This window comes from Streptomyces sp. NPDC036815 (assembly GCF_055609205.1).
Genome location: NZ_JBVJPW010000018.1, coordinates 43,039 through 65,021, shown reverse-complemented (window position 1 = coordinate 65,021; position 21,983 = coordinate 43,039). Strand labels below are relative to the sequence as shown.

The 21,983-nt window shown below is 70.3% G+C and carries 23 protein-coding genes, 1 pseudogene and 1 riboswitch; of the genes and pseudogenes, 13 read left to right on the top strand and 11 right to left on the bottom strand.

Translation table 11 applies throughout. The features are described from left to right. Position 1 precedes the first annotated feature (1 nt). Positions 2 to 178: riboswitch (cyclic di-AMP (ydaO/yuaA leader) on the bottom strand. 357 nt (positions 179 to 535) lie between these two features. Beyond that, positions 536 to 844 carry a hypothetical protein gene (locus ACZ69I_RS29310; protein WP_467681221.1) on the bottom strand — a complete coding sequence of 103 codons (309 nt, stop codon included), beginning with the start codon at positions 842 to 844 and terminating at the stop codon, positions 536 to 538. Positions 845 to 851: 7 nt separating this feature from the next. Beyond that, positions 852 to 1,487: an ATP-dependent Clp protease proteolytic subunit gene (locus ACZ69I_RS29305; protein ID WP_467681219.1), complete on the bottom strand. Its 636-nt coding sequence runs from the start codon at positions 1,485 to 1,487 to the stop codon at positions 852 to 854. Between the two features lie 191 nt (positions 1,488 to 1,678). Between ACZ69I_RS29305 and ACZ69I_RS29300 the strand changes: the two genes are divergently transcribed. The 8 genes from ACZ69I_RS29300 to ACZ69I_RS29265 all read left to right on the top strand — a co-directional run bounded on the left by ACZ69I_RS29300 (position 1,679) and on the right by ACZ69I_RS29265 (position 8,457). After that, positions 1,679 to 1,957, top strand: a complete 279-nt coding sequence (locus ACZ69I_RS29300; RefSeq protein WP_467681217.1) for a type II toxin-antitoxin system Phd/YefM family antitoxin — start codon at positions 1,679 to 1,681, stop codon at positions 1,955 to 1,957. A gap of 378 nt (positions 1,958 to 2,335) precedes the next feature. Further along, entirely contained in the window at positions 2,336 to 2,638 is a 303-nt protein-coding gene (locus tag ACZ69I_RS29295; RefSeq protein WP_467681215.1) for an urease subunit gamma, read from the top strand. A 49-nt stretch (positions 2,639 to 2,687) separates the two neighbouring features. Next, the gene (locus tag ACZ69I_RS29290; protein ID WP_467681408.1) at positions 2,688 to 2,999 is read left to right on the top strand and encodes an urease subunit beta; all 312 of its coding nucleotides are present in this window, start codon (positions 2,688 to 2,690) and stop codon (positions 2,997 to 2,999) included. Further along, positions 2,992 to 4,713 (top strand): urease subunit alpha, encoded by a 1,722-nt coding sequence (locus tag ACZ69I_RS29285; protein ID WP_470835590.1) that lies wholly within the window; start codon positions 2,992 to 2,994, stop codon positions 4,711 to 4,713. Before ACZ69I_RS29290 ends, ACZ69I_RS29285 begins: the two co-directional genes overlap by 8 nt. A gap of 30 nt (positions 4,714 to 4,743) precedes the next feature. Continuing rightward, complete coding sequence (locus ACZ69I_RS29280; RefSeq protein WP_467681211.1) at positions 4,744 to 5,418, top strand: urease accessory protein UreF; 675 nt, start codon at positions 4,744 to 4,746, stop codon at positions 5,416 to 5,418. Between the two features lie 138 nt (positions 5,419 to 5,556). Continuing rightward, the gene (gene ureG, locus ACZ69I_RS29275) at positions 5,557 to 6,240 is read left to right on the top strand and encodes an urease accessory protein UreG (protein WP_467681209.1); all 684 of its coding nucleotides are present in this window, start codon (positions 5,557 to 5,559) and stop codon (positions 6,238 to 6,240) included. Then, complete coding sequence (locus ACZ69I_RS29270) at positions 6,222 to 7,085, top strand: urease accessory protein UreD (protein WP_467681207.1); 864 nt, start codon at positions 6,222 to 6,224, stop codon at positions 7,083 to 7,085. The genes ureG and ACZ69I_RS29270 overlap by 19 nt, the downstream gene beginning before the upstream one ends. 148 nt (positions 7,086 to 7,233) lie before the next feature. Beyond that, entirely contained in the window at positions 7,234 to 8,457 is a 1,224-nt protein-coding gene (locus ACZ69I_RS29265) for a cytochrome P450 family protein (RefSeq protein WP_467681205.1), read from the top strand. Positions 8,458 to 8,470: 13 nt separating this feature from the next. Here the strand turns inward: ACZ69I_RS29265 and ACZ69I_RS29260 are convergent, their stop codons facing one another. Beyond that, positions 8,471 to 9,550 (bottom strand): FUSC family protein, encoded by a 1,080-nt coding sequence (locus ACZ69I_RS29260; RefSeq protein WP_467681203.1) that lies wholly within the window; start codon positions 9,548 to 9,550, stop codon positions 8,471 to 8,473. Between the two features lie 293 nt (positions 9,551 to 9,843). Beyond that, the gene (locus ACZ69I_RS29255) at positions 9,844 to 10,707 is read right to left on the bottom strand and encodes a SigB/SigF/SigG family RNA polymerase sigma factor (RefSeq protein WP_467681201.1); all 864 of its coding nucleotides are present in this window, start codon (positions 10,705 to 10,707) and stop codon (positions 9,844 to 9,846) included. 188 nt (positions 10,708 to 10,895) lie between these two features. Here ACZ69I_RS29255 and ACZ69I_RS29250 point away from each other — a divergent pair, with 188 nt between their 5' ends. From ACZ69I_RS29250 to ACZ69I_RS29240, 3 genes are all read left to right on the top strand, one after another. Further along, positions 10,896 to 11,069 (top strand): CsbD family protein, encoded by a 174-nt coding sequence (locus tag ACZ69I_RS29250; protein ID WP_361729685.1) that lies wholly within the window; start codon positions 10,896 to 10,898, stop codon positions 11,067 to 11,069. 127 nt (positions 11,070 to 11,196) lie between these two features. Then, positions 11,197 to 11,844, top strand: a complete 648-nt coding sequence (locus ACZ69I_RS29245; RefSeq protein WP_467681198.1) for a GNAT family N-acetyltransferase — start codon at positions 11,197 to 11,199, stop codon at positions 11,842 to 11,844. 95 nt (positions 11,845 to 11,939) lie between these two features. Continuing rightward, complete coding sequence (locus tag ACZ69I_RS29240; RefSeq protein ID WP_467681196.1) at positions 11,940 to 12,992, top strand: hypothetical protein; 1,053 nt, start codon at positions 11,940 to 11,942, stop codon at positions 12,990 to 12,992. A 42-nt stretch (positions 12,993 to 13,034) separates the two neighbouring features. Here ACZ69I_RS29240 and ACZ69I_RS29235 read toward each other — a convergent pair. The 3 genes and pseudogenes from ACZ69I_RS29235 to ACZ69I_RS29225 all read right to left on the bottom strand — a co-directional run bounded on the left by ACZ69I_RS29235 (position 13,035) and on the right by ACZ69I_RS29225 (position 15,062). Next, positions 13,035 to 13,487, bottom strand: a pseudogene (locus tag ACZ69I_RS29235) (DUF6082 family protein). A gap of 94 nt (positions 13,488 to 13,581) precedes the next feature. Beyond that, positions 13,582 to 14,334 (bottom strand): formylglycine-generating enzyme family protein, encoded by a 753-nt coding sequence (locus ACZ69I_RS29230; RefSeq protein WP_467681194.1) that lies wholly within the window; start codon positions 14,332 to 14,334, stop codon positions 13,582 to 13,584. Between the two features lie 137 nt (positions 14,335 to 14,471). Continuing rightward, positions 14,472 to 15,062, bottom strand: coding sequence for a TetR/AcrR family transcriptional regulator C-terminal domain-containing protein (locus tag ACZ69I_RS29225; RefSeq protein ID WP_467681406.1), 591 nt, complete (start codon positions 15,060 to 15,062; stop codon positions 14,472 to 14,474). A 95-nt stretch (positions 15,063 to 15,157) separates the two neighbouring features. Between ACZ69I_RS29225 and ACZ69I_RS29220 the strand changes: the two genes are divergently transcribed. Beyond that, positions 15,158 to 16,408 (top strand): FAD-dependent monooxygenase, encoded by a 1,251-nt coding sequence (locus tag ACZ69I_RS29220; RefSeq protein WP_470835589.1) that lies wholly within the window; start codon positions 15,158 to 15,160, stop codon positions 16,406 to 16,408. Between the two features lie 276 nt (positions 16,409 to 16,684). On the opposite strand, the gene ACZ69I_RS29215 is transcribed toward ACZ69I_RS29220, so the two are convergent. From ACZ69I_RS29215 to ACZ69I_RS29205, 3 genes are all read right to left on the bottom strand, one after another. Further along, on the bottom strand, positions 16,685 to 17,533 hold the full coding sequence (locus ACZ69I_RS29215; protein ID WP_467681190.1) for a hypothetical protein: 849 nt from the start codon (positions 17,531 to 17,533) through the stop codon (positions 16,685 to 16,687). After that, a complete protein-coding gene (locus tag ACZ69I_RS29210) occupies positions 17,530 to 18,006 on the bottom strand; it encodes a hypothetical protein (RefSeq protein ID WP_467681188.1) in 477 nt (158 codons plus the stop codon). The genes ACZ69I_RS29215 and ACZ69I_RS29210 overlap by 4 nt, the downstream gene beginning before the upstream one ends. Positions 18,007 to 18,349: 343 nt before the next feature. Then, positions 18,350 to 18,706 carry a beta/gamma crystallin domain-containing protein gene (locus ACZ69I_RS29205; protein WP_389720715.1) on the bottom strand — a complete coding sequence of 119 codons (357 nt, stop codon included), beginning with the start codon at positions 18,704 to 18,706 and terminating at the stop codon, positions 18,350 to 18,352. A 535-nt stretch (positions 18,707 to 19,241) separates the two neighbouring features. On the opposite strand from ACZ69I_RS29205, the gene ACZ69I_RS29200 reads away from it, so the two are divergent. Then, positions 19,242 to 20,867: an alpha/beta hydrolase gene (locus ACZ69I_RS29200; RefSeq protein ID WP_470835587.1), complete on the top strand. Its 1,626-nt coding sequence runs from the start codon at positions 19,242 to 19,244 to the stop codon at positions 20,865 to 20,867. A 61-nt stretch (positions 20,868 to 20,928) separates the two neighbouring features. On the opposite strand, the gene ACZ69I_RS29195 is transcribed toward ACZ69I_RS29200, so the two are convergent. Further along, positions 20,929 to 21,954, bottom strand: coding sequence for an NAD-dependent epimerase/dehydratase family protein (locus ACZ69I_RS29195; RefSeq protein ID WP_470835586.1), 1,026 nt, complete (start codon positions 21,952 to 21,954; stop codon positions 20,929 to 20,931). Between the last annotated feature and the right edge of the window lie 29 nt (positions 21,955 to 21,983).

Here is a 21,983-nt window from a genome sequence, read left to right as displayed (position 1 = left end):
GCAACCCTTCGTCAGCCGCCTGTGAAAGATGACCTGTCGGGTTCGGGCAGGCGAAGATGCCCGGCCGCGTCGTGCTCTGCGGCTTCACCCCAAGGGCGTCGTCCGGGCTGTCCGGACGGGCCCGTCGTACCTGGGTCCTCCACTCCTGCCGTTGCACAGATGTCGACCGGTCATCCGGGTGGCGGCAGGACTCGGCGTCCGCCCGGACCGCCCCACCGCTGTGGCGGGGGCTTGTCGTCGAAAGGGATCTTGACCCGACATGGGTCCGAAAACCGAGCCGAAACGGCCTTTTGTGAGGCTCCTCACGACTGATCTGTTCAGGTGGACACGGGCGGATCGGACCTCTCGGCGGGTGATCCGACGACGGCTCGACCAGCAACGGAATGTCAAATTCCAGCCCTGCTGTACTCGCTGGACGCAAGTGGAGAACGTGCGACGAAGGATGTTCGAATACGCCGTCCGTGGTAGCCCGACTGGTCCGTTTCGGAGCGGGCCGGGACGATGCGGCCTCTGGGGGCGGCCGGTTGACGGGTGCTCAGCCGCCCGGTGAAGGCGGCAGGGCGATCCGTCCGGCGCGCCGTTCGCCGTCCAGGACGCGCAGCGCCCGGGCGAGCGTGGGCGCGTGCACCTCAGTCTCGCCCCGCTGGTGCATGACGGCGAGCGCGTCCCGCAGGGCGGTCGCACGGCCGACCAGCGCCTGAGCGGCGCGCAGGCCGCCGTAGGTGTGCTCGGCGCGGGCCGGGTTGATCCGGCCGAGCAGATCGACGACTTCGAGATAGCGGTCGATCAACTCCGCCTCGGCGCGCGTCAGGGCGGGCAGGGGCGGAAGTTCCGGCGGCAGCATCGGCAGGTCACCTCGCGTCGCGCTCGGCGAGCGAGCTCTTGCGGTTCGGAATGATCCGGTCCACGAGCCCGTACTCCACGGCGGACCGGGCGTCGAAAATCGTGTCCCGCTCGATGTCCGCGCTGATCCGGTCCGGAGCCTGCCCCGTGTGCCGTACGAGCAACTGCTCCAACAGCCGCCGGGTGCGCAGGATTTCGTCGGCCTGGATCGCCAGATCGGTCGTCTGGCCCTGGATCGGTTCGGAGAGCGCGGGCTGGTGGATCAGCACCCGCGCGCCGGGCAGCGCGAACCGTTTGCCGGGTGTGCCGGCGGCGAGCAGGACGGCGGCGTCCGCCGCGGCCTGCCCCAGACACGTCGTCTCCACGTCGCAGCTGACGAACCGCATCGTGTCGTAGATGGCGGTCATCGCGGTGAAGGAGCCGCCGGGGGAGTTGATGTACAGCGAGATGTCGCGATCCGGCGCCTGGTGCTCGAGGTGCATGAACTGCGCCATCACGTCGTTCGCCGAGGTGGCGTCGACGGGGGTGCCGAGAAAGACGATCCGCTCCTCCAGGAGCTTGGAGTACGGGTCCATGGCCCGCGTCCCCGAGCTGGTGCGTTCGGTGAATTCGGGCAGGACGTGGCGGGCGGACGGACAGTTCATGGCGCGCCTCTCTTCCTCCGGTCGCGATGCGCTCCGGGCTCCGTACAAAATGTACAGGACGTACGGAAGATGCGGGAGGGTGACGGCTCGGTGCCCACGGTCGCGGGGACCTCCCGGCGCCTTGTGATCGCACGCACCGACGACGCCCGCTGGTCCGGCCGGGGGTGTGGCGCAGGCTCTAAGCTGGAGACATGGCCTACGAGATTCCGGTGACGCAAGCCCGCGCAGAGCTCGCCGAGCTGATCAACCGCGTCGTCTACGGCGGCGAGCGGGTCGTCGTCACCCGGCACGGCAAGCCGCTCGTGGCGCTCGTCTCCGCCGAGGACCTGGAGCGTCTCGAAGGGCTCGCGGACGCGCCGGAGGAGCGAACGGTCAGCACCGTCACGTCCGTCGGTTCCGTGTCGGCCACTCCGTCCGAGCGGCAGCGGTTCGGCATCGCGGCCGAGCACCGGGGGCCCGACGCGACGTAACGGAGCTGTTGCGTCGTCGCTGTCCGGCCGCGCGATCGGCATGTCCTCGTCGCTGGGCCTCCTTCGCCGATGAAGGCCGCGGACGAGCGGCCGCGCAGTGTGTTCCTTTCAACAACGCCCCTGTCGAGACGCCTCGGCAGGGGCGTTGTGCCGTGACGGGTATGGCGCAGCCCTGCTGACGGTCATGAGTCGGTCAATGACTGGTTAACCTCGTTGAAACTCCTCTCAACTACCTTCCCGTGCCACGCCACCAGCGGATTTTCTATCCGGGGTGCGCAAGATCGCGCGCCTTCGCTGTGTGTTACATCTATATCCGTCGCGGTGGCCGCGGCAGCCGGACCCCGCACGGTTCGGAGTGAGAACTTTGAGGTGGGACGCGTGCAACTGACCCCGCACGAGCAGGAGAGACTGCTCATCCATGTGGCCGCGGACGTGGCCGAGAAGCGAAAGGCGCGGGGGCTGCTGCTCAACCACCCCGAGGCGATCGCCCTCATCACCTCGCACATCCTCGAAGGGGCCCGCGACGGCCGCTCCGTCGCTGAGCTCATGTCCTCCGGACGCAAGGTCCTCACCCGTGACGACGTCATGGAGGGCATCCCGGAGATGATCCACGACGTCCAGGTCGAGGCCACCTTCCCGGACGGCACCAAGCTCGTCACCGTTCACGAGCCGATCGTCTGACGGGAGTTCGCGCCTCATGCACGCCGCACCGCACGGCACCGGCCACGGGATGGTTCCCGGAGAGATCCTCTTCGCGGACGACCCCGTCCCCTTCAACGCAGGCCGCGAGGTCACCCGCCTCACCGTCCTCAACGCCGCCGACCGCCCCGTCCAGGTCGGCTCCCACTACCACTTCGCCGAGGCCAACCCGGGGCTGGACTTCGACCGCGGCGCCGCACACGGGAAGCGGCTCAACATCGCCGCCGGAACCGCGGTGCGCTTCGAGCCCGGAATCCCCGTCGACGTCGAACTCGTCCCGCTGGCCGGCAGGCGCGTCGTGCCCGGTCTGCGCGGCGAGACCGGAGGTGCCCTCGATGCCTGAACTGTCCCGCGCCGCGTACGCCGATCTCTTCGGCCCCACGACCGGTGACCGGATCCGGCTCGCCGACACCGACCTGCTCATCGAGATCGAGGAGGACCGCTCGGGCGGCCCCGGCCGGTCCGGCGACGAGTCGGTGTTCGGCGGCGGCAAGGTCATCCGCGAGTCCATGGGCCAGTCCCGCACCACCCGCGCCGAAGGCGCCCCGGACACCGTCATCACCGGCGCGGTGGTCATCGACCACTGGGGGATCGTCAAGGCCGACATCGGTATCCGCGACGGCCGGATCACCGGCGTCGGCAAGTCCGGCAACCCGGACACGATGGACGGCGTCCACCCCGACCTCGTCATCGGCCCCGAGACCGAGGTCATCGCGGGCAACGGCAAGATCCTCACCGCGGGTGGCATCGACACCCACATCCACTTCATCTCGCCGACCATCGTCGACGAGGCGCTGGCCTCCGGCGTCACCACACTCTTCGGCGGCGGCACCGGCCCCGCCGAGGGCAGCAAGGCGACCACGATCACACCCGGCGCCTGGCACCTCGCCCGGATGTTCGCGGCGCTCGAGTCGAGCCCGGTCAACATCGGCTTCCTCGGCAAGGGCAACACCGTCAACGCCGAGTCGATGCACGCCCAGCTCCGCGCCGGCGCCGTCAGCTTCAAGATCCACGAGGACTGGGGCGCGACGCCCGCCAGCATCGACGCCTGCCTGAACGTCTGTGAGGAGACCGGCGCCCAGCTCGCCGTCCACACCGACACGTTGAACGAAGCGGGCTTCATCGACGCGACGTTCGACGCGGTCGCGGGCCGGACCCTGCACGCCTTCCACGTGGAGGGCGCGGGCGGCGGACACGCCCCCGACATGATCACGGCGGTCTCGCTCCCCAACATGCTGCCGAGCTCCACCAACCCGACCCGGCCGCACACCGTCAACACCGTCGAGGAGCACCTCGACATGCTGATGGTCTGTCACCACCTCAACCCGGCCGTTCCCGAGGACCTCGCCTTCGCGGAGTCCCGCATCCGGCCCACCACGATCGGCGCGGAGGACATCCTCCACGACCTCGGCGCCATCTCGATCATGTCCTCGGACTCCCAGGCCATGGGCCGCATCGGCGAGGTCATCATGCGGACCTGGCAGACCGCCCACGTGATGAAGCGGCGCCGCGGCTTCCTGCCCGGGGACACCCGCGCCGACAACCGTCGCGCACGTCGCTATGTCGCCAAATACACGATCAACGCGGCCGTCGCCCAGGGCATCGACCACGAGATCGGCTCGGTCGAGAGCGGCAAGCTCGCCGACCTCGTCCTGTGGGAGCCGGCGTTCTTCGGCGTCAAGCCGCAGGTCGTCATCAAGGGCGGCCAGATCGCGTACGCGCAGATGGGCGACGCCAACGCCTCCATCCCGACCCCGCAGCCGGTCCTGCCGCGCCGCATGTACGGGGCGCACGGCAGGGCGCCGGGCCTCAACTCGATCAACTTCGTGACGCAGTCGGCCCTGGACGACGGGCTCCCGGAACGCCTCGGCCTGGACAAGCCGTTCGCCGCGATCCACTCCACCCGCGGCCGCAGCAAGGCCGACATGCGCGAGAACGACGCGCTGCCCCGGGTCGAGGTCGCCCCGGACAGCTTCGCCGTCACCATCGACGGTGAACTCGTCGAGCCGTCCCCCGCGTCCGAACTGCCGCTCGCTCAGCGGTACTTCCTCTTCTGACGGCCCCGAAGCGCACAGGCGACGATTCCCATGTCACGAGCAGCATTCCTCGTCCTCGCGGACGGCCGCTTCCCCGCCGGAGGGCACGCCCACTCCGGCGGGGCGGAGGCCGCCGTCAAGGCGGGACGCATCACCGGCGCCGCAAGCCTGGAGGACTTCTGCCGAGGCCGGCTGCACACCTCCGGGCTCGTGTCGGCGGCCTTGGCCGCGGCCGCCGCCCTCGGCGTCGACCCCGGCACCCTGGACGAGGCCGCGGACGCGCGGACGCCCTCGCCCGCCCTGCGCGCAGCGGCGCGGCGGCTCGGCCGCCAGATGATGCGGGCCGCCCGTGCCACCTGGCCGCACCCCGAACTCGACGCGCTGGCACGGCAGTTCCCCAAGGGCGCCCACCAGCCCGTCGTCCTCGGCCTCGCCGCCCGGTCCGCCGGGCTCGGCCCCGACGACGCCGCGTACTGCTCCGCGTACGAGGGGATCAGCGGCCCGGCGACCGCCACCGTGCGGCTGCTCAGCCTGGACCCCTTCGACGCCACGGCGGTCCTGGCCCGGCTCGCTCCTGACCTCGACCACGTCGCGCGGCAGGCGGCCGACGCGGCGAGACGCGTCGTCGAGGAGGGCGTCGACGCGCTGCCCGCGGCGTCGGCGCCGCTGCTGGAGATCGGCGCGGAGGTGCACGCGGCCTGGCCCGTGCGGTTGTTCGCCTCGTAGCGGCATCCCGGCGCCGGACCATCCGGCCGCCCAGGGGGGCTCGCCTCCCCTCCAAACCCCCGTCGGCCCCCACGGGCCGCGATCCGCACCACCGCTCGGGCCGCAGCTCCTGCCCGAGCCGAACCATTGGAGTCGCACATGCACCTCGACCACTCCCACGACGGTCCCGCCGCGGTTAGCGCCGACGCCCACCGCCCCGACGGAAGCCGCCGCGCGCTGCGCATCGGGCTCGGCGGCCCGGTCGGCTCGGGGAAGACCGCGACCGTCGCCGCGCTCTGCCGCGAGCTGCGCGACCAGCTCTCCCTCGCCGTCGTCACCAACGACATCTACACCCGGGAGGACGCCGAGTTCCTGCTGCGCGAGGCCGTTCTGCCGCCCGAGCGCATCACCGCCGTCGAGACCGGCGCCTGCCCGCACACCGCGATCCGCGACGACATCTCCGCCAACCTGGAGGCCGTGGAGGACCTGGAAGACGAGGTCGGACCGCTCGACCTGATCCTGGTCGAGTCCGGCGGTGACAACCTCACGGCCACCTTCTCCAAGGGCCTCGTCGACGCGCAGATCTTCGTGATCGACGTCGCGGGCGGGGACGACATCCCGCGCAAGGGCGGCCCCGGCGTCTCCACGGCGGACCTGCTCGTCGTCAACAAGACCGACCTCGCCCCGCACGTCGGCTCCGACCTCGCCCGGATGGCCGCCGACGCCAAGGACCAGCGAGCCGAACTGCCCGTGATCTTCCAGTCGTTGCGGTCGGGCGACGGCGTCGGACCGGTCGCCGCCTGGGTGCGCGAGCAGTACGCCGCATGGACCGCGTCGGCGTGACGGTGGACCTCGCCCCCCGGGGCGCACGGGAATCGGACCGGCCCACACCGTCCGCGCCTCCGGCGTCGGCCGGGGCAGGGGCGAGGCCCGGTGGCGCGGGCATCCGGGCCACCGCCCGCGTCGAGGCGCGGGCCGACGGGCGGGGCGGCACCTCCCTGCCCGTCCTCGACGGCGAGGGCCCGCTCGCCCTGCGCCGCACCCGTTCCACCGGCGCCGCGGCGCAGGTCACGCTCGTCGGCGCGATGAGCGGCCCCCTGGGCGGCGACCACCTCACCGTCGAGGCGGCCGCCCACCCGGGAGCGGCGCTGCACATCGCCTCGGCGGCGGCCACCATCGCCCTGCCCGGCCAGACCGAGACATCGGCCCGCTACGACGTGCGGCTCTCGGTGTCCGAGGGCGCCGAACTGCACTGGCTGCCCGAGCAGTTGATCTCCGTGTGCGGCAGCGACCTGCGCGTCGCGACCTGTGCCGAGCTCGCCCCGGGCGCCCGCCTGGTCCTGCGCGAGGAGCAGGTCCTCGGCCGCACCGGCGAAGCCCCGGGGCGCCTCACCAGCCGCCTCACCGTCCGCCGTGCCGGGCGGCTCCTCCTGGACCAGGAACTGGCCTGCGGCCCCGGGGCTCCCGGCGGCTGGGACGGTCCCGCTGTTCTCGCCGGACAGCGCGCGGTCGGGCAACTCATCGTCGTGAGGCCCGAGTTCGAGCAGGAGAAGCCGCAGGCCGCGCCGCTGGGGGAGTGGGCCGCCCTCACCCCGCTGGCGGGCCCCGGCGTCCTGGTCACGGCCGTCGCCCCGGACGCCCTCCTGGTGCGGAAGGCGATGGACGAGGCCTTGCGCCTGCTGGGCTGAACCGGAGCGTCCCGGGCAGGCCGTCGGTACTCTCGTCCACCGGGAACAAGGTGCTGGACGCCGGGTGCCGCGCGCCGCGAACTCGGCGTCCAGGCAGCCACGTTGCGGCACCGCCCGACTCCGCGTCTCCTGATACGGAAGGTGCCCCGTGGACAACAGCGCCCCGCCCCTACGCCTCGACGCGCACGCAGGCGACCTGCACGGCGAGATCGAGCGACTGCGTGCGATCGGCCCCGCCGTACGGGTGGAACTCACCGACGAGGTGTACGCCTGGGTCATCACCCGGCACGCACTGCTGCAGGACCTGCTCGGCGACCCCCGCGTGGTCAAGGACCCGGCGCACTGGCACGCGCTGCGCGACGGGCAGGTGCCCGAGGGATGGCCGCTGATCGACTTCGTCACCAACCCCGGCATGACCACCGCGGACGGCGACGATCACCGGCGCTTGCGGGGCCTGGTCTCCCAGGCGTTCACGCCGCGGCGGGTCCAGGCGATGCGGCCCGGCATCGAGGCGAACGTCCACCGGCTCCTCGACGCACTCGCCGAGCACGCCCCCGGCCCCGTCGACCTGCGCCGCCACTTCGCCTTCCCGCTGCCCATGAACACGATCGGCAGCCTCATGGGAATACCCGCGGAGCGGTTCGCCGAGTTCCGCGACCTGTCCGCCAGTCTCGTCAGCAGCACCACGACGGCGGAGCAGACGCTCCGGACGCGGCAGCGGATGCACGCCCTGCTCTCCGGTCTCGTCGCCGCCCGCCGTGAACAGCCCGGCGAAGACCTCACCAGCTACCTGATCGCCGCGCACGACGACGGCGAACGGCTCGCCGACCGCGAACTGATCGGCACCCTGATCCTGCTGATCGTCGCCGGTCACGGCACGACGCTCAACCTGATCACCAACGCGGTCAAGGCGCTGCTGACCCACCCCGAACAGCGGTACGCGCTCGGAGAGGGGCGTTACGACTGGAGCGCGGTGATCGAGGAGACCTTGCGCTGGGACTCGCCCGTCGGACACTTTCCGCTGCGCTACGCCACCGAGGACATCCCCGCGGACGGCGCCGTGATCCCGAAGGGCGAGGCGATCCTGGCCTCGTACGCGGCGGCCGGCCGGGACCCCGACCGGTACGGCGCCGACGCGGCCGCGTTCGACATCGCCCGGCAGCCGGTCAGGCATCTGTCTCTGGGGCACGGCTCGCACTACTGCATCGGCGCCGCGCTGGCCCGGCTCGAAACGGGCATCGCGCTTCCGGCCCTCTTCGACCGCTTCCCGCGGCTGCGACTGGCCGTCGCACCGGGCGAGTTGACGCCCCTGCCGTCGCTCGTCAGCAACAGTGTCCGAACCCTGCCGGTCGTCCTCCGGACCCGCGATTGACCGGTGTGCGACGTCAGTCCCCCGCCGTGTCCTTCAGTACGTCGCAGGTGTTCTGGAACTCCTCCATCAGGCGGGTGGCCTCGACGACGAGGACCCCGTACGGCCGGGAGGCGTTGGCCAGCGGCAACTCGTTCTCGCGGGCCGCGTTGAGCACCTTCTGCAGATGATCCTGCGCGACACCGGCCAGCTCGCACATCTCCCCGGCCTGCTCGGTGAGCGTGTCGCTGTCGAGTTCCGCGATGACGTGCGCGATGTCGCGCAGTCGCAGGGCGAAGTCGGCGTACGCCTCGAGGACCGGGGCGTAGTTGTACGTGTCCTCCGTCTCGCGCCACCGGCCGAGGCTGCGGGTGAGCGAGGCCAGCTGGTAGACCGCACGCTCCATGGCGTCCAGCGCCTGGCGGTAGCGGCCGAACGTCAGGTAGCCGCGGTGCGCGGGCAGCAGCCGCCGGGGATTGAAGGGCAGGCTGTTCTCCGCCGCGGTGAGCCCGTCACGGGCCTGCCCCACGGCGCTCTGCGCGCGTTCGCCCGCCGCCCGCCACTGCTCGGCGCGCTCCGCGTCGACGTCACCGCTGCACAGGCCGTCGGCCATGTCGTCGAGCAGGGACTCCATCTCGGCGGCCAGGATCTGCAGGCCCTGCTCGGCGCTGCGGTAGCGCAACGGGGGAGCGATGCACAGGTTCACGATCAGCCCGATGCCGCAGCCGATGAGGACGAGCAGAATGATCTGGCCGAGCTGCAGCGCCCGGTCGGAGTTCGTGGATGCCGCCGCGTAGGTGGAGAACGCGAAGAACGCCGCCGTGGCGATCTGGTTGCGCTGCTCGCCCAGGGCCGACCACTGTCCCAGCGCCAGCGCGATGACGGCGACCACGACGAACGCGAACAGGTCGGGCCCCGCCGTGAAACCGATGGCCGACTGCACCGCCACGCCGAGGATGACAGCGGCGATGTAGCGCAGCGTCTGCCACACGGACCGGTAGATCGTGATGTTCATGGTCAGCACCGCGGAGAACGGTGCGAACGCCGGTGACGTCGCATTCAGCACATCGTGTGCGACCCACCAGGCCAGCGTCGCCGCCAGCACGCTCTTCGCCACCAGAAGACAGGTGTGGCGCTCGTGCCCGGATGAATTCCACGCGCGAGACAACCACGCCCAACCACTTCGTACCCGGCCCACCACGCGCTCTTTTTCCCTCTCTGCGACCGGTCCCGCGAGTCGAGGACCGGAACAGGACACGTAACCACAGTGGGCCCGGTGAAACAGGGATGAACCTCTGAGCCGTTCTGGTGGTGCGGCGGCCACGGAAACTGCCCCCGTGCCTGTTTCCGCACGGGGGCAGCGAAGTGCCGGTGAAGCCGATATGAAAGCCGGTGAAAGGGCGGCGGTGATTATTCGGTCGTCAGCAGGCCGGCGCGGAGCTTGGCCACGACGCGGCTGATCAGCCGGGACACGTGCATCTGAGAGCAACCCAGCGTTTCGGCGATGCTCTGCTGGGTCTGCTCCTCGACGAAGCGGAGGTGGATGAGGGTGCGATCCCTTTCGTCGAGTTCCGCGATGAGCGGAGCGAGGGAGTGGAAGTTCTCGACGAGTTCGAAGGAGTGCTCGTCGACACCGATGAAGTCGGCGAGCATCGTGTCGGACTCGTCGTCGCTGCTGTTGACCGCCGCATCCAGGGAGACCGCGTTGTAGCCGTTGGACGCCTTCTGCGCCTCGGTGACCTCCGCGGGTTCCAGCTGCATCAGCTCGGCGAGCTCGGCCGTCGACGGCAGACGGCCCAGGCGGGTGCGCAGCTCCTCCGTGGCCTTGGACAGCTCTATGCGCGCCTCCTGCAGACGGCGCGGCACGTGCACGGCCCAGGAGGTGTCGCGGAAGAACCGCTTGATCTCACCGGTGATGTACGGGACGGCGAAGGAGGTGAATTCGACCTCCCGCGTCAGTTCGAACCTGTCGATCGCCTTGATCAGGCCGATGGTGCCGACCTGGACTATGTCTTCCATCTCCTGCTGGCCGCGGTGCTTGAACCGCGAGGCCGCGTACTGCACAAGGGAGAGGTTGATCTCGATCAGGCAGTTGCGTACGTACTGATACTCGGTCGTGCCCTCCTCGAGTTGGGTCAGGCGGTCGAACAACCGCTTGCCTACCTCTCGAGCATCCTTGGGTGCGATGGAAGAGGGATCCGTGTACGCACGCTCCACGAGATCCGCCTCAGCCTGGTTGCCCTGGGCCTGTTCCCGCGCCGCCACGGTGATCATTGAGTCCCACCCTTTCGAATTCGGACCTGCTTGCCATCCCCGTAGCGGCGCGGTTACCCGCGAAACGGCGGTGTATACCTGCAACTTGCAATGACTCTTCCGATCGCGGTGCGGATGTTTCCCTGACGGCTGAGTGGCCAGACGGACTGGCAGCACATGATGTCGACGCCAAGGAGCGTGAGCGGACGATGACCGCCAACGAGAAGGCCAAGGCGAAGTTCGAGCAGGCCACCGGCGCTGCCGCGCAGGCCGCCGGACGGGCCGTGGGCAACGAGAGCCTCGTGGCCAAGGGGCACGCCCAGCAGATGAAGGGCGACGCCCGCGAGGCCAAGGAGAAGACGAAGGACGTCGGCAAGCACTGACCGCGACACGACACACGCCGTTGGGGCGGCCCTGGTGAAGGGGCCGCCCCAACGGCGTGTGCGGCTACCCGGCGGCGAGGCCGAGTAAGGTTCAGTCATCGTGTTCACACATTACGGAAGGACCTGCATGGACGCCGAGCTCATACGTTCCTGGGTCGACGGGTGGGTCGTCTCGCGGGGAGCCGCGCCGCCGGTTGCCGAGCCCTGGGGCTTCACCGTCGACGTCGGGCTGATCGGGCACGTCACTCGGCACGTGCTGACCGACGCCGACGAGCCACTGGTCCGCAAACTGACGGAGACGGCCACCGCCCCCGGCACTTGGCTCAAGGTCTTCCTGCCGCAGCAGACCGTCGCCCCGTGGGTGGCGCCCGGCTGGCGCTTCGACGACGACGGCTACCTGATGTCGGCGCCACTGCACCCGACCGCCGTTGAGACCCCCGACGACTACCAGCTGCGTACATGGACGCGGGGCGGTGTCACGCGGGCGCTCGTCCTGACCAGGGACGGCGCGTTCGCCGCCCGTGGACAGGCCGCCGTACCGGGACCCGGGCGCACCGCGGTCTTCGACCAGATAGAGACCTCGGTGGCGCACCGCCGCAAGGGCCTCGGAAGCCTGGTCATGCGCGCGCTGGCGAACACCGTCGCCGCCGAGGGCTCCCCCACGGCCGTGCTCGGCGCGACGACCGAGGGCCGGGCGCTGTACGAGTCCCTGGGCTGGCGCACGCACGGCCCGCTGACCAGCCTGGTCCGTGAGGCCCCGCCGCAGGCCCCGTAGACACCACGGGCCCCCACCGACGTGCCCCCGACATCGCCGCCCGTCCGCCCGGCACTTAGGCTCGGTCGCCGTACCGCACGGACACGGGGGATGACATGAGCCAGGTGCTCTATACGGAACAATCGTGGAATCCGCTGGCGCGGACCGTCGAGCTGACGGAGGAACACCTGCGCCGTGGCGGCAGGGCCACGCCGCTGAGCGAGCTGAACCTGGCAGCCATGGCCGAGGCGTTCCAGCGCGGCCACTGGCTGGGCGGGGGCGGCTCGGAACGTCCGCTGGACCGCGTGACCGACGGCAGCGGCATCGTCCCGGTCACGCGCGTCACCGGCACCACTGTCCCCGTGAAGGTGCGCCGGGCGACCGCGTTCACCCAGGAACTCGGATCGTTGGCGGTACGGCACTGTGGCGGGCCCGCGCAGGTGAACGCGCTGGCCGAGCTGGCGCGGGCGCAGGACGTTCCGCTGTGGATGGCCCGACGGTACGCGGACGGGCCGGCAGGACAGGTGGCCGTGGCGGTGGACCGTCGGCTGGTGCGCGTGGACGTGTGGGGGCCGGGCGCTCCCCGCGTACGGATACGGGCGCCGCACGGTTTCCTGAGCAGCACCGCAGACCAGGCGCAGGGCCTGCGCATGACCGTCGGGGACGCGTCGGCCGTCCTCGTGTTGCAGAAGAAGAGGCTGCGCAAGTCCCGGAGCTATGTACGGGCACGGCTGCCCCAGGGCATCTGGGAGTTGCGGCGGGAGAACGGCAGGAGTTCCTGGCTGCTGCGCGACGAGCGGAGGGTCGCCCTGCTGCAACGGCCGCCGCGCCGCCCCGACCTCGTCCCCGGCACGGTACTGCTGCCCCTTGCGCCCGTGCGCCACGAGAGCCCGGACCCGCTGGACGCCGTCATGGCCCACGCCTTCGCGACCGCGTTCGGCCTGGGCGACACCACGGGCACGGCCCGCTTCCGACTCCAGCGCCCGCACGCCGGCGAGCCGGTCGCCGGTGACGACACCTGGGACCGCCCCTGGTTCAGCAATCTGGGCAGCGGCGGCGACGACAACGAACCGGGCGGCTCGGACGGCTGGGGCTCCGACGGAGGAGACGGGGGAGACGGCGGGGACGGGGGCGGCGACGGTGGCGGGGGAGACGGCGGCGGGGACTAGGGCGTTTCTCTCGGCTCCCCGCCGGGTTGGCCTGCGGAAGAGTTACCTGTTCCCGCCGACCGCCAACCGGTACTGCTCGTCGACCATGGCCACGAAGCGCTTCTTGCGTTTGGAGTGCGTGGCCTGCGCTATGCGTCCCCAACTCAGGTGGACCCTGGCCCAATAGGTGCGGCCCACTTCCCCTCTGAAGAACGTTTCCAGGCTGATGGCGAGTTCGGCCTCGCCCAGTTCCTTGAGGACGTACTGAGTCTGCCACCAGGTGACGATGAGATTGGCAAACATGACCTGGCGAGCCTGGTCGTCGGGGAGTTCGTTGCTCGGGCTCCCCTAACACGCCCGTAGAACCGGGTCGTTGAGGCTCAGCATCAGCAGCTCCCGATGTGAGGCGCGGATGCTTCCGTCCTGGGAGATGCGCGTCTGGCGGGACTGGTAGACCAGCGACACCAGAACGCCGACGAGGGCGGCGGCGGAGATGATCAGCGATAGCGAAGCCATGTATGGACGATGCCCATGAGGGGCGCCGCCCAGCCGACCCGGCGCTCGGCATCGCGGCCGCCGCGGCCGTACGAGCGCGGCGCTGCGCCTGGCTCTACGCGGCCGGTGCCGCCAGGCGGAAGCCCACGCCGATCGCTGCGAGGTCCGGCTCGTAGGCGCCGTGCCGACGGGCGCACCGGGCCAGGTCCCGGTCGTGGCGGAAGGCGCCGCCTCGGGTGACGTGCCGGTCGAAGGCCCAGTCCTCGGTGCGCGGCACCTCGGCGGGCGCGCCGGGGTAGGGGGCGTAGAGGGTGGAGGTCCACTCGTCGGTGTTGCCCGCCATGTCCAGCACCCCGAACGGGCTGGCCCCCGCAGGGAACGAGCCGACGGGCGTCGTGGTCCCGATCCCGAGGTCCACCAGATTGGCCAGCCCGGTCCGGTACTCCTCACCCCACGGGAACTCCCGGGCGTCGTCGCCCCGCGCGGCACGCTCCCATTCGTCCTCCGAGGGCAACCGCACCGCGACACCGAGCCGTTCCCCGAGCCACCCGCAGTAGGCCGTCGCCGCCTCCCAGGCGACTCCGACGACCGGATGGTCCGCAAGCCCCGTTGGGGCTGGCCGCCCGGTGGCCTCTGCGAAACGCGCCCACTGGCCGACCGTGACCGGCGTGCGGGCGATCCGGAACGCGGGGACATGGATCTCCGCGCGCGGTGCTTCCTTCACGTACCACTCCACCGGCACCCCGGTGTCCGCGTACCGGCGGGCCACGGCCGCCACTTCGTCGACCGGTGTCCCCCGACGCAGCACCCCGGCCGGAATGTCGACCCAGTTCACCTGCTCCACCTGTTCCGCCTGCTCCACCTGCATGGGTCTCCTTGGCTTGAGCGAACACCCAGAATGATCACTACGGAGCCCGGGGTGCGCGTCGGCCGATGGACCGATCTCCACAGCGACCTTGGACCCAGGGCCTTGGGCCACGGGGTGGCTGCGTACCGGCGTGGCGGCTATGGACGGTTGCCCGGCAGGGAGGCGGTCCGCATCGCGGTGCGGTGCACCAGGCCGTCCAGGATGAGGGTCAGACCGGCCTCGAATGCCGACTCGTGGTCGATCACCGGCATGTCCGCGGGCAGCTCCGTGTCGTCGCCGGAGGCAGCGTCCGCCTGTTCCTCCAGGACGCTGCCGACCGTGTAACGGCCCGCGGCCAGCATCGCCATCTGCGCGTCCCGCTCGGGCACTCCGGAGGCGACCAGGAAGTCCATCTTGCGGCGGATTCGATCGAGGTCGCTGACAGGGGTGCTGCCCGCGTGGAGGCGTGCGCCGTCCCGGCGCATCAGCAGGGTGCGCCGGAAGCTTCGCGTGTTGTCCAGGAACCAGTCACGCCAGTCGTCGTCGGGCGTCGGCAGCGGGGTGGCCGCATGCGGGGCCATCGCCGCCGCCGCCATGGCGGCGAGGAGGTCCTTCTTGGTGCGGAAGTACCAGTAGAGCGAGGGCTGTTCGACGCCCAGCCGCTGCGCCAGCCGCCGCGTACTGACCGCGTCGAGGCCGACCTCGTCGAGCAGGTCGAGCGCTCCGGAGACGACGATCTCGCGGTTCATCTTGGTCACGTTGACAAATCTATCACTGATAGATGACTCTGCCCCCGAAGGCGAATCATTCACTGATAGATTTTCGGGGTGATGGGCTGATGGGAATGGCCGACGGGTCCGGAGCGCGCTTACTGAGGGTCCTTGTCGCCGGTGGCGGGACAGCGGGCCAGGCGCTGGCCTTCTGGCTCACGCGGGGCGGCCACAAGGTGACCGTCATCGAACGCTTCCCGGCGCTGCGGGCCACCGGGGCGCAGGTCGACCTCCGGGGGCAGGGCATCGAGGCCGTCGAGCGGATGGGGCTTCTCGACGCCGTCCGCGGCAAGCTCGTGGACGAGGCGGGTGTTGCCTTTGTCGACGCGCGCGGCAGGGCCAAGGCGACGATCAGGGCCAACACCTCCGGCCGCGGTCGGCAGACCCTCACCTCCGAGTACGAGATCATGCGCGGCGATCTCGTACGCATCCTGCACGACGCCTCGAAGGACGACGCCGAGTACGTCTTTGGCGTGAGCGTGGACGGCTTCGAGCAGGACGAGCAGAGGGTCATCGCGCACTTCTCCAACGGCTCCTCCGGCGAGTTCGACCTTCTGGTCGGCGCGGACGGACAGGGATCGCGCATCCGCCGGGCGATCCTCCCCACGGACGTCGACCCGTACTGGCGGGTCGGCATCCACATGGCCTACTGGTTCATCCCGCGTGCGGCGTCCGACAGCAACATCCGGGACACCTACATGGTCCCGGGCGGCCGTCAGATCATGCGGCGCAGCCACAACCCGACCGAGACCCAGGTGTACTTCGTGCTGCGGGAGGAGTCCGAGGAGGTCTCGGCCATCCACCGGGAACCCGTCGAGCGCCAGCGGGAGTTCTGGGCGCGCAGGTTCCGCGACGCGGGCTGGCAGACCGAGCGCTTCATCGACGGGATGCGGGCGAGCCCCTTCTTCTACTCCCAGGAGATCGTCCAGGTCCGGACGGACACCTGGTCCAAGGGCCGCGTGGTCCTCGCCGGCGACGCCGCCCACTGCGCGTCCCCGTACAGCGGCATGGGCATCTCCGGCGGCCTGGTGGGCGCCCACGTCCTGGCGGGCGAGATCAACCGGCACCCGGGCGACATACCGACCGCGCTGGCGCACTACGACAGTGTGCTGCGGCCCTTCGTGAACGAGATCCAGGGCGAGGTGAAGCCGCGTCTCCTGCGCCTGGGCATGCCGATGACCCAGCGTGCGATCGACGCCTTCCAGACCGCCACCGCATTGGCCTGCTTCCTGCGCATCCCCGATCTCGCCGCGCGCTTCGCGAAGGAGGACCGCGGCGGCAGCTGGCGACTCCCCGAGAACCCGGCGCCGATCGGCGGCGTCTGACAGCGGCCGGGCGTGGGCAGAACGGGACACGGGACGATCGGCCCGAGGGAGGAATTCGGTATCCGTCAGGGCATTTGGTTGGCAGGCTTGAGCAATGAACTCCCGGCCCACCGACGAGAGTGGCTACTCCTGGCTCGGCGCTCCGATCGACGCCCGTTCTCTGTTTGCCCCGGAGCAGGCCGCGCTAATGGTCACGCTCCGGGGCCTTGCGTCCGGCGACGGGAGCAGAGACTCCGATACCGTCCGGGTATCGCCGCCCTCCCGTGCTGTCCGTCGTTACTGGGAGCGGTAGTACGTGCTCCCGCGGTCATCGCTGCTGACGCGCCGCAGGCCGTCTTCGCCCACCGGGGTCAGCGTCGAGGTTGTGCCGGGCCGGCACGAGGCGCGCGGTTTCGCCGAGGTCACCGTCGAACCGCTCATCACGATGGCACCGGCCTTGACCGATTCCAGCCGCGCTTCGAACACGCAGCGGTAAACGCCCCCGTCATCTGCCGTTCCGACCGCCAGCAAGGTCATCACGGGGTCGCCCACTTCGCCCTGTCGAATCACCATCCACCGGGTGTTGCGACCGAGGTCACTTTCGATCGTGCCCTTCCAAGTGCCGAGGTACTTCTTCGGTATCGCACCTGTTGGCGGCGCTTTGTCCGTCGGCGTTTCCGCGCCCGTCGGGGTCGCCGTGGGCGCGTCGTTCGCAGGCCCTTCCACGGCAACGTTCTCGTGGTAGACGTAGACACCGAAGGCGATGGCCATGATGGCGGCGGCCGAGGTCAGGACGAGTGTGCGGCGCGGCGGTCGTTCCCTGGCCAGGACGCGTCCCCTGCGCGGCGGCTGTCTCCTGACCCGGTAGTCCTCGGGCGCGCCGGGGGACCCCGCGGCGAGGGTGACCAGGGGGAGTTGCTCGGAACGTGAGTTCTCGCCCGCGCCCTTCACGTTCGTTTCCTGCGCCGGTGCTTCGGCTTTCGCCGCCGGGGGCAGACGGAACACGCGAACGCCGATGATCGCGGCAGCGGCTCGGCGCATCAACGTGAAGCCCTGTGCAAGAGGCCGGGTGCGGGCCCGACCCGGGCGGCGGTCGACTCCGATCGCGGCGGCGGCAGCGCGACGGAGCAGCGTGGGCCGGGTCATTCAGCGCCCCGCGGGCCTGTGGTCGGACGGCGGGGGGCGGCTTGCTCGTTCGGCGGCCCGCTCGCCGGTGGCTGGGCGGCCTGCGGTTGGGCGTCCGGTGACGGGGGGCGCTGCGGTGCGGCGGGGTCACCGATGACGATCTCCGCCAGTCGTGTGTGCTTGAGCTGGACGAGGATCAGGGGCGCCGACGCCCCGACGGCGAACGTCGCGACGCCACCGTTGACTTGCCCCCAGGCCGCCATGAGCACGGCCACCCCGGCGCCCATGAGGATGTGCACCACGGCTGCGATGCTCTGGCCCGCGACATCGTAGAACTCACCGAACGCGGGCGGCGACGCCCCGGCCTCGGAGTGCTCGGAGTGCCGGAACTCCTGTCGTCGCAGCAGCCATTCGGACATGCAGTCGTATGCGTGCACGACTCCACGCACCGCTCCGCCTGCCGCGCCGATCAGGAGCAGACTCGCAGTGTCCACGTGTCCTCAGCCCATGCGGAGAGTCTTGGACGGTCGACACAAAAGGCTACGGACCTCTTCATCACAAGAGAAGAGCACCAACGCACCAACCGAACCATGCAGGCCAAAGACCTCTGCCCAGAACTCCGCTGCAGGGCCTGCGCGCCGGGACCCCGTCGACGGCCGCCCGATGAGGCAGACACGGGTGGATCCGGTCCCGCGCCCGGCTGACGGCCTTGGCTGAAAAGCCGGAACCGGCCACGCCCGAAAAGGGCGTGGCCGGGACAAGCGAAATGGCCACGGTGCGGAGATGGCCATCAGTTTGCCGAGTTATCGGCGCCTATTTACCGGAGCCCTTGGCTCGTCACAGGATTTCGATGTCCTTCACCTTCGGCGGACGGTGCGGGAAGGTGATGTCGGTCCACCGGTTGACGCGCACGGAGTCGCCATTGGCGTCGTAGTAGATCAGGTCGTTGTTGCCCGTGGAGATGCGGTCGACCCACCAGTTGCCGAAGCCGGTCCGGCCCTTGTTGGCATAGCAGTCCACGCTCGAGCGGCCGTCACCGCTGTGCGACCAGATCTTTAAGAAGTTCTCGCCGCCACGGCATTCGACGTGGTCGATGGCGAAGGCGTTGCCGCTGGGCATCACCACGGTGAACGCGGCGGCCGCGGCGATCGCCACGGTCGCGGAGCGGGCGACCCTCTTGGTTTTCGACAGCACAAGTACTCCCTGATTTCGGGCCCGTACGTGGCCATTTGACGGCCATTTCCGGGAAACGTTTTGCGCTTGCACGATGACGATCCTGTAGGACGCCTGTACATGGCAATCTTTGAAATGCCGCACGACCGAAACGTGTCGCCCAATGTCCTGATCGGCGCCATTGGGGGTGTTTTGATGACCCTAAGGCCAAGATTTCGGGCAGAGCGGGCGAGAGGAGTGGGGCGCGCGCGTGTATCTGCAACTGTCCGGAGATGACGCGGTGGTGACCGGCCCGAGCCCCGGCATCGGTCTCACGAGGTCCTCGGCGCCTCGGTGGAGCCGTAGGCGCTCAGTTGGACACGCGGCGGGTGCCGGGTGCCGGGTGCCGGGGGCCGGGATGAGGGCGGTGAGCTGCCGCAACCGATGACCGGTACCACCCGCACCGTTTATCGGATTGGTAAAGAAGCCCCGCCGCGTCTGTTCTCGGCGACCTCACAGGCGCAAGGATCCCCCGTACTGATCGAATCTGCTCGAATCGATGTGCGGGAGGCCCCACTTGAGAAGGACCCCAGGGACCAGACGGACGGCGGTGCTCGGGTCGGCGGGTGCTCTTGTCGCGGCGACGCTCATAGCCGGGGCCGTCGCGGCTCCGGTGGCGAACGCCGATGCCGAGGCGGGTGGGAAGAGTGCCACCGCGTCCCGTTCCGGCAAGGACCGGGAGGCGCGCGGCGCCGCCCTCGCCGCTCAGCGTGCCGCGACGGCCGGCATCGACTGGCAGGACTGTCCAGCCGACTGGGGCCTTGAGAAGCCCATTCAGTGCGGCTGGGTCACCGTCCCGCTCGACTACGCCAAGCCGAACGGCAAGAAGATCAAGCTCGCCGTCGACCGCATCGGCAACACCGGCGGCAAGGAAGAGCGCCAGGGCGCCCTCGTCTACAACCCCGGCGGCCCCGGCGGCTCCGGTCTGCGCTTCCCGCGCCGCGTCACCACGAAGAACGAGATCTGGAAGAAGACCGCGAAGGCGTACGACTTCGTGGGCTTCGAGCCCCGTGGCGTCGGCCACTCCGCGCCCGTGTCCTGCGTCGACCCGCAGGAGTTCGTCAAGGCGCCCAAGCTCGACCCGATCCCCGACAGCGAGGCCGACAAGCGCGCCCAGCGCAAGCTCGCCGCCGAGTACGCGGACGGGTGCCAGGAGCGCAGCGGCCACCTCCTCCCGCACATGACGACGCCCAACACCGCTCGTGACATGGACGTCATCCGTGCCGCGCTCGGCGAGAAGAAGCTCAACTTCCTCGGCGTCTCCTACGGCACCTACCTGGGCGCCGTCTACAGCAACCTCTTCCCGTCCCACGTGCGCCGCATGGTCTTCGACTCCGTCGTGAACCCCTCGACGGACAAGATCTGGTACGAGGTCAACCTCGACCAGGACGTGGCCTTCGAGAAGCGCCTTGCCGACTGGATGAAGTGGGTCGCGAAGAACGACGCCTCCTTCCACCTCGGCACCACCTACGGCAAGGTCCGCGCCGCCTGGAACGAGCTGCGTGCCACCGCGAAGAAGCACCCCCTGAACGGTGTCGTCGGCCCGGCCGAGCTGAACGGGTACTTCCAGAACGCGCCGTACTACGACTCCTACTGGGTCGAGATCGCCACGAACTGGAGCAAGTACGTCGCCGGCGACCCGAAGCCGCTCATCGAGGCGGCCAGCCCCGACATGGCGGACAAGGCCGGCAACATCGCCCAGGAGAACAGCAACGCCGTCTACACCGCCGTCGAGTGCGCGGACGCCAAGTGGCCGCGCAGCTGGCGGAAGTGGGACCGGGACAACACCCGCATCCACCAGACGAGCCCCTTCCTCACCTGGGCCAACGCCTGGATGAACCTGCCGTGCGCGACCTGGTCGAGCAAGCAGCAGACCCCCCTGGAGATCCGTACGCACGACGGACTTCCGAAGACGCTGATCGTCCAGTCGACGCGTGACGCGGCCACGCCGTACCCGGGCGCCGTCGAACTGCACAAGCGCCTCAAGGGCTCCCGTCTGCTCACGGAGAAGGGCGCCGGTTCGCACGGTGTGACCGGCCTCGTGAACTCCTGCATCAACGACCGCGTGGACCGCTACCTGCTGTCCGGCAAGCTCGACGCCTCCGACACGACGTGCGGCCCGCACGCCACGCCGAAGCCGTAGGAACGTAGGGACCGGACGACACTCGCGGCCGACCGCGAGTGTCGTCAGGTCTCTGGCCCCATCAGGACGTGCGGCTCGCCAGCCACGCGTCCTCCGACGCGTAGTCGAAGAGGTCCGGGGACATCTTCGGGAACGCCTCGCGCCAGTCCCGCCCCTCCAGCCGCCCGACGAGCCAGCGGACGGTCTCGTCGAGGGAGTCGGTGTACGTCGTCACCGCGCGGTAGCCCAACTCCCGCTCCGCGGCCGACATGTCGTACACCACCGGGTGCGCCGAGGACCAGGGCGTGACGCCGACGTTCGGGGCGGGAGCCTCGCCCGGCACCGTCACCGTCTCGACCTCCACCCCCATCACGGAGTCGATCGCCGCACCGATCTCCGCCACCGTGGGAGCGTCCGGATCGCCCGCGTTGAGCACCCGGGAGCCGGGGCGCGCGCCCGCGAGCCGTACGAGCTCCGCGATGTTGTGGACGCTCACCGGGTGGAAGCGGCTCAGGCCCCCGTGCGCGAGGACCCGGGTCCGTCGGCCGTCCAGGTTCCGCTTCACGAAGTACAACTCACGCGGCCCGCGGCAGTGCGGTCCGTGGATCGCCCCGGCCCGCACCATCGTGACCGGCAGCCGCCCGCCGAGCGCGAGCAGCTCACGCTCCAGTGCGATCTTGCGGGTGCCGTACGTCGAGTCGCCGGGCGCCACCGTGCGATGGGTCTCCGGGATCGGCACGGGGTACCGGGGGAAGCCGTCGGGCTGGTCCTGGGTGTCGAAGCTGCGGCCCCGCTCGTCCTCGTACACCGCACCGCTGGAGATCACCACGGCCGACCCGATCCGGTCGGTGAGGGCGGCGTACTGCCGGGCGTGCGCCGCGGTGAAGGCGGCCACGTCGACCACCAGGTCCACGCCGTCGCCGAGTGCGTCGGCGAGTGCCGCGTCGTCCTCCCGGTCGAGGCGTACCTCTCGTACTTCCCCGGGCCACCGTTCGTCGCGGCCCGCTCCCCGCGACGCCGCCGTCACCGCCCAGCCGTCCTCGGCGAGCGCCCGCACGGCCGCCCGCCCGATCTGTCCTGTCGCACCGATCACCATCGCGTTCTTCATGATCGGACCGTACGGTCCCGCGGGCGGCC

Excerpts from the sequence above, each read along its gene's own strand:
- ACZ69I_RS29245 (WP_467681198.1), top strand. The coding sequence starts at position 11,197 with ATGGACGCCGAGCTCATACGTTCCTGGGTCGACGGGTGGGTCGTCTCG.
- ACZ69I_RS29270 (WP_467681207.1), top strand. The coding sequence starts at position 6,222 with ATGGACCGCGTCGGCGTGACGGTGGACCTCGCCCCCCGGGGCGCACGG.
- ACZ69I_RS29300 (WP_467681217.1), top strand. The coding sequence starts at position 1,679 with ATGGCCTACGAGATTCCGGTGACGCAAGCCCGCGCAGAGCTCGCCGAG.
- ACZ69I_RS29220 (WP_470835589.1), top strand. The coding sequence starts at position 15,158 with ATGGCCGACGGGTCCGGAGCGCGCTTACTGAGGGTCCTTGTCGCCGGT.
- ACZ69I_RS29250 (WP_361729685.1), top strand. The coding sequence starts at position 10,896 with ATGACCGCCAACGAGAAGGCCAAGGCGAAGTTCGAGCAGGCCACCGGC.
- ACZ69I_RS29215 (WP_467681190.1), bottom strand. The coding sequence starts at position 17,533 with ATGACCCGGCCCACGCTGCTCCGTCGCGCTGCCGCCGCCGCGATCGGA.
- ureG (WP_467681209.1), top strand. The coding sequence starts at position 5,557 with ATGCACCTCGACCACTCCCACGACGGTCCCGCCGCGGTTAGCGCCGAC.
- ACZ69I_RS29195 (WP_470835586.1), bottom strand. The coding sequence starts at position 21,954 with ATGAAGAACGCGATGGTGATCGGTGCGACAGGACAGATCGGGCGGGCG.
- ACZ69I_RS29240 (WP_467681196.1), top strand. The coding sequence starts at position 11,940 with ATGAGCCAGGTGCTCTATACGGAACAATCGTGGAATCCGCTGGCGCGG.
- ACZ69I_RS29225 (WP_467681406.1), bottom strand. The coding sequence starts at position 15,062 with ATGAACCGCGAGATCGTCGTCTCCGGAGCGCTCGACCTGCTCGACGAG.
- ACZ69I_RS29280 (WP_467681211.1), top strand. The coding sequence starts at position 4,744 with ATGTCACGAGCAGCATTCCTCGTCCTCGCGGACGGCCGCTTCCCCGCC.
- ACZ69I_RS29255 (WP_467681201.1), bottom strand. The coding sequence starts at position 10,707 with ATGATCACCGTGGCGGCGCGGGAACAGGCCCAGGGCAACCAGGCTGAG.
- ACZ69I_RS29310 (WP_467681221.1), bottom strand. The coding sequence starts at position 844 with ATGCTGCCGCCGGAACTTCCGCCCCTGCCCGCCCTGACGCGCGCCGAG.
- ACZ69I_RS29285 (WP_470835590.1), top strand. The coding sequence starts at position 2,992 with ATGCCTGAACTGTCCCGCGCCGCGTACGCCGATCTCTTCGGCCCCACG.
- ACZ69I_RS29305 (WP_467681219.1), bottom strand. The coding sequence starts at position 1,487 with ATGAACTGTCCGTCCGCCCGCCACGTCCTGCCCGAATTCACCGAACGC.
- ACZ69I_RS29290 (WP_467681408.1), top strand. The coding sequence starts at position 2,688 with ATGGTTCCCGGAGAGATCCTCTTCGCGGACGACCCCGTCCCCTTCAAC.
- ACZ69I_RS29230 (WP_467681194.1), bottom strand. The coding sequence starts at position 14,334 with ATGCAGGTGGAGCAGGCGGAACAGGTGGAGCAGGTGAACTGGGTCGAC.